The following is a 4938-nucleotide window of genomic DNA, read 5'->3' as shown; positions in this document are numbered from 1 at the left end:
GGAGTGCCTTGCGGCGCGGCCGCGATCAGCGACGCCACCACGGTGCCGTGCGAGTCACAGTCCATCAGCCCGTCGCCGGCCATGATGTAGTCGCCGCCCGGAACCACCGGCAGCCGTGGGAAGGGGTTGACCCCGGTGTCGATGACCGCGACGGGTACACCGTTACCGGTCGAGTACTGCCACGCCTTGCTGACGTTGAGCAGGGTGAAGCCCGGCGCGGTGACGGCCACGTTCGGTTCGGCGACCGTGATGGTCCGCGCGCAGATGTTGCTCTGCCGCATCGGCGCTTCCGGTGCGGGCTTGCCGTCCGGGGGAACCCGGGCGGGGTCGACGGCTGGTGGCGGAATCGCGTGTGCCGCAGGCAGAGTCGACGGAGCAGCGACCAGCAGGCCGACGAGGGTGAGGGCCGAGATCCGCAAGGGCGCCAACGGACGCATCATCGCATGCGCACCCAGTTGAACAACCCGCCAATCCATGCGGCCAGCGGCAGCGCGGCGATGATCGCCGCGATCTCCAGCCATTCGGCGATCATCCGCACCAGTGGGGTGAACCTGGTGATCGGCACCAGCAGCGCCGCCACCAAACCCGCCGCACCGAATCCGGCCAGCAGCAGCGCGCCCCACAGCACCGCGTCGGATGCCGCGGCCGGCGCGCACCAGACGTATTTGATGACGCCGACGCACGTCGCCGCGGCGGCTCCGGCAACCAGCGCGATCGCCTGCCGCTTGTCGGCGAACGCCCGGCCGCGGCTGATGAAGATGAGGACGAACAGCCCCGCCAGCACCACCGCGTAACCGCTGCGGTGATGGCCCGGCATCAGGGTGGCCCATACCGCGGCCGGCAGCGCCAGACTGGCGCCCACGCAGATTCCGGTCAGCACGTTGTTGGCGCGGACGGCGGCCGCCGCGATCTGCGCTCCACGCGGCGTGGTGTCGGGGCTCATCTCCTCCTCGACGGCTTCGTCCACCGGTGATACCGCGTCGACTGGTAGCCCGGCGCTGCGTCGGAAGAGGTCGCGACCGGTGACCGAACCGAAGTACGGCGGCCGGATCCTCGCCGACCACAGCGCGATCGTGGGCGCCAGCGTCAGCAGGAAGAGCAGGATGACCAGCGTGCACATCCCCAGCCACTGCGCAGGAACCGGCCGCCACATCCGTGCCGCGGCGATCATCCCGCCGAGCCCGCACAGGGTCACGACCGTCGCCGCCACGTTGATGTAGCGCCCAGTCAGCACGGCGACTCCGCAGGTGAGCATCGCCGCCGCCAGCGCCGTGATGAACAGGTGCGCTGCCCCGACGGCGCCGGGAGCGCCCGCGCCGAGGCTCACCGCAAGCAGCGGTACCGAAATCCAGGCAAACCCGCAGATCAGGTCGGCCCGGTGCGGCCACCACCGCGCCGCCGCTGCGCCGCCACCGAGTGCGAGCAGACCGAGTACACCCGTGACGATGCTGGGCACCATCGAATCGCTGGCGATGCGGTTACGCACAGCCATGGCCAGCACCGCCGCCGAGGTCAGGGCCAGGATGGCCAGCGAGGTGTGCGCCGCGGTGACGGCGGTGACGGGTTCGAACAGTTTTTTCCCCACGCGGGCCAGGCCGGTTGACAACGACTCGTATTGCGGCTCGAAGGAGTCGCCCTCGACTGCGGGCACCAGCACCAGCGTGGCGCCGTCTTCGACGCCGAGTTCGTCGAGAGTTTTGGTGACGTCGAGTCGCACGCCGTTGGCTTTGTGCAATTCGTAGCCGACGCCGGATTCGAGTCCGGCCAAGCCTCGTCGTTTGAGTTCATCGTTGAGCAACTCGACGATGTTGTCGATGAACACCTCGACCGGCACCGACGCCGGGTACACCTGCGAGACAAGGTGTTCGCCACATACCACCGCAACTGCGCAACGCGCCGGAAATGCGACCTTCGCCATTACCGCGGCCTGTCGGCGTCCGGAACGTATTTGTCCGCCAACGCCGCAGTGATCTCAAATAGCCGAAGCCGAGTTTTCTTTTGCAATTCGTGACGGGTGTCGATAATGCCGCCTTTTGCCAAATGCTGATCGAATGGCATGAATTCGACAGTCGCGCCTGATTGCCCGAATCGTTCGGTGAGATATGCGCGCGCATCGGCATCGTATTTATTGCGGCTGTCGTTCAGAATGACCATGCTGCGTGACACCAATTCGTGGTAGCCCATCGACCGCAGCAGGTCGATGGCGCGGGTCACCGGCAGCGAGGTGTCGGCGGTCAGTCCGGACACGAAGACCAACGTGTCGCAGGCGTCGAAGACGGCCTTCATCACCGGGTGCTCGAGGTCGTCGGAGGTGTCGACGACGATCACGTTGTGCGTGCGGCGCAGCCGAGACAGCACCCCGGCGAACATCGACGGGACCAGCGGCCGAGGTTGGTCCGACGCGCGGTTTCCGGCCAGCACATCGAGCCCTAAGCTGTTCTGCCCCAAGTGCTCCCGAATATCGGCGTAGCCCTGGACATCGGTGTCGTTCAGCACGGCCGAGTAGTCGCCCGGCGGGGACTCGTCGATTCGGCCGGCGAGTGTTCCGAAACCGGGCGCCGCGTCGATGGCCACCACGTTCTCCGGACGGCATTCGCGGAACACAGCACCGATGCAGGCTGTCATCGTGGTCTTGCCGACGCCGCCCTTGCCCGAGACCACCCCCACGACGTACTGCTTGCGGATGTGGCGGCGGATCCGGCCCTGCAATTCGCGGTAGTGCCGCTCGGCGGGTGACTCGCCGAGATTAATGGTCTGAAACGACGCAGAATATATGAACTTGCGCCAGCCCGAACCGGGCGGAATTTTGCGCGCCCTGACCATATCGGAGATGCGCAGTGTTTCCGAAACGGAGTCGGGGTGCTGGGGACGCGGACCCGCAGATGGCCGTGGCGTTTGCCGACCTTGTTCCGGTGAATTTGGTGCCGGGTTCCACGGATTTGTCACGATGCCGATGCTAACACGCGTGCAGAACCGGTCACTTACACAACCTTTCGATACGAAAACCATTCATCATTGGCCGGAAGTCGCCGCATCATCCGGTTGACCGCTGCGGTGATGTTGCTGGTTGTGCCCGGCGCCAGGATCATCCACTTTTTGCCGCCGTGTTGTTCGTGCTCGGCAACGATCCGCCCCTCAGGGGTGTCGATGACGGTGACCGCACTCTGTTCGACGTAGGCCCGCGTCGGTCCGGCAAGCGCCAAGCCGGACTGAATCGCGACGATCCCGGCCTGGGCCGATCGGTCCGCATCGGCGGCCATTTTCAGGATCTGGAGTTGATCGGGATCCAAGCGTTGACTCGCCAGAAAGGCGTCCAGGGCCTGCCGGCTGGTTGCCTTTTCCTTCATGGCGTCGACGTCGAGTGTCACCGGCCGCAACGGCGCCGGTTCATGAATCCCGCACAGTCGCTCGATCTGGGCACGGATGACGGCGTTGGCAGCGCCTTCGGCCGTCGACGTTCCGGCGCCACCGATGCGGATCAGATCTTCGGAGCGCTCCATGATCACCCACCACTCGGCGAAGCGCCCGAGCAACGCCCCGGTCAACGCGGTCCCGTTGGCCGGCGTGCGCACATTGATGAGTAACGCGACATCGCGTCGCGAGAGCACGGTCAGCCATTCGACGACATGGACGTCGACGTTGCCTGCTTCGTCGATAACGCCGGCGCGCCGCAGATCCGCGGCGACCTTATGGGCCAGCGCCGCTTCGCGTGTCTCGACGCTCGGTCGGATGGACCGCAACCCCAATTCCGGGGCGAGTGTTTCGATTCCAGTGAGTATCTGCAATACCCACAAGCCATCGACGGTGGTGGTTAACACGAATCGTCGCTTTGAAAGCCGCTGGGGCGCAAGCTTTCGCATGCGCCCCAGCCTGGCTTCCTAAGTCACCCCGCAGCGAGCGAGGCGTCCAATGCCAACGCGTCAGAGGTGATCGAGTTCAACACCTGGCCGTGCTGACCCACCACCTCGGCCAAGTGCTGCAGCGGCTGCTCGATCTGCAGCATCGCTTCTTGGTACGAGTCGTGGTACTGACCGCCCATGTGGCTGGCCAGCAGGGCATTGACGTTCGTCAGATCTGCTTTGCACTGCTCCAGTGACGCCGATGCCGACGCCAGGGTGCCGGTTGCATGCTCGATCGCGCCGGCTTGGTAAGTGATTGTGTTCGGGTCCGACATATCTGTCTTCCTATCCCTTTATGGCTGTTGGTTGTCGACGGATGATCAGGACGGCGTGATCGCCTGAAGTTGACTGCTCGCGTCGTGGTCGTGCTGGGCGAACTGCGCGACCGAGATACCCAGCTTGTGGGACAGCTCTGTGCAGCCGTGAATGATGCGCGTGAGGTCGGTGTTGATCTCGACTGCCTTCTGCTGCGAGACAATCGCGGCGGTACCACTGTGTGCGCCGGCTGCGACAATTTCCTCGACCGCTGACAGACCTTGGTTGGCGGCAATGGTTGCGTGCTCCATGAGGTCTTCGATCTTCGACTTGACCTGCATAGCCACGTCTTGCGGAATCCGCGGGAATGCCATCTACTCTTCTCCTTTATGCCAGCGCCCCGGGCAGGGCATTATCGAGAGTCTAAGTGTGCTTTTCGGAAGCTGTCACTTCACCATTATCAGCGTCATCCAAATATCAAATTTCCCCTCTTGTCCCAATTGCACCAATGGCGTCATTGTCCGGCGCAGCGAGCTAAAGGTGCGTCCGTTGCGGATTCTGGTGACCGGAGTTCACCACGATCCGTGCATGCGTGACATCGTCCTTCTTGTCACCGGATGGGCTTTCACCACGGCCCAGCATCCCGGCCGGCGACATCGGCATTGCCGAACCACCGACGCCGCGAGCCGTCGGGCTCTTGAGGTCCGCCGCGTTGAGCACACCCGCCCGTCCGGTCGGCCGTCCCCCGCTCTCCGGCTCGAACGTGCTGGCCGGCGAGGTGAAG

At 64.7% G+C, this 4938-nt stretch carries 5 protein-coding genes and 2 pseudogenes; all 7 read right to left on the bottom strand.

Annotation, left to right across the window (positions count from 1 at the left end; translation table 11 throughout):
- A pseudogene (locus WAN02_RS06915) lies at positions 1-440 on the bottom strand (type VII secretion-associated serine protease); the annotation flags it as partial.
- Complete coding sequence (eccD, locus tag WAN02_RS06910) at positions 437-1918, bottom strand: type VII secretion integral membrane protein EccD (RefSeq protein ID WP_422263422.1); 1482 nt, start codon at positions 1916-1918, stop codon at positions 437-439. The gene eccD and the pseudogene WAN02_RS06915, both read right to left, overlap by 4 nt.
- Positions 1918-2946: a MinD/ParA family ATP-binding protein gene (locus tag WAN02_RS06905; protein WP_422263421.1), complete on the bottom strand. Its 1029-nt coding sequence runs from the start codon at positions 2944-2946 to the stop codon at positions 1918-1920. The genes eccD and WAN02_RS06905 overlap by 1 nt, the downstream gene beginning before the upstream one ends.
- A gap of 35 nt (positions 2947-2981) precedes the next feature.
- Positions 2982-3818: an ESX secretion-associated protein EspG gene (locus WAN02_RS06900; protein ID WP_422263420.1), complete on the bottom strand. Its 837-nt coding sequence runs from the start codon at positions 3816-3818 to the stop codon at positions 2982-2984.
- Between the two features lie 65 nt (positions 3819-3883).
- Positions 3884-4174 (bottom strand): hypothetical protein, encoded by a 291-nt coding sequence (locus WAN02_RS06895; protein ID WP_422263419.1) that lies wholly within the window; start codon positions 4172-4174, stop codon positions 3884-3886.
- 45 nt (positions 4175-4219) lie between these two features.
- Positions 4220-4528: a hypothetical protein gene (locus WAN02_RS06890; protein WP_422263418.1), complete on the bottom strand. Its 309-nt coding sequence runs from the start codon at positions 4526-4528 to the stop codon at positions 4220-4222.
- A 160-nt stretch (positions 4529-4688) separates the two neighbouring features.
- Positions 4689-4938 (bottom strand): annotated as a pseudogene (locus tag WAN02_RS06885) (hypothetical protein); the annotation flags it as partial.

The organism is Mycobacterium sp. (assembly GCF_049281135.1).
Classification (GTDB): domain Bacteria; phylum Actinomycetota; class Actinomycetes; order Mycobacteriales; family Mycobacteriaceae; genus Mycobacterium.
This window is presented reverse-complemented; position numbering and strand designations above follow the sequence as displayed.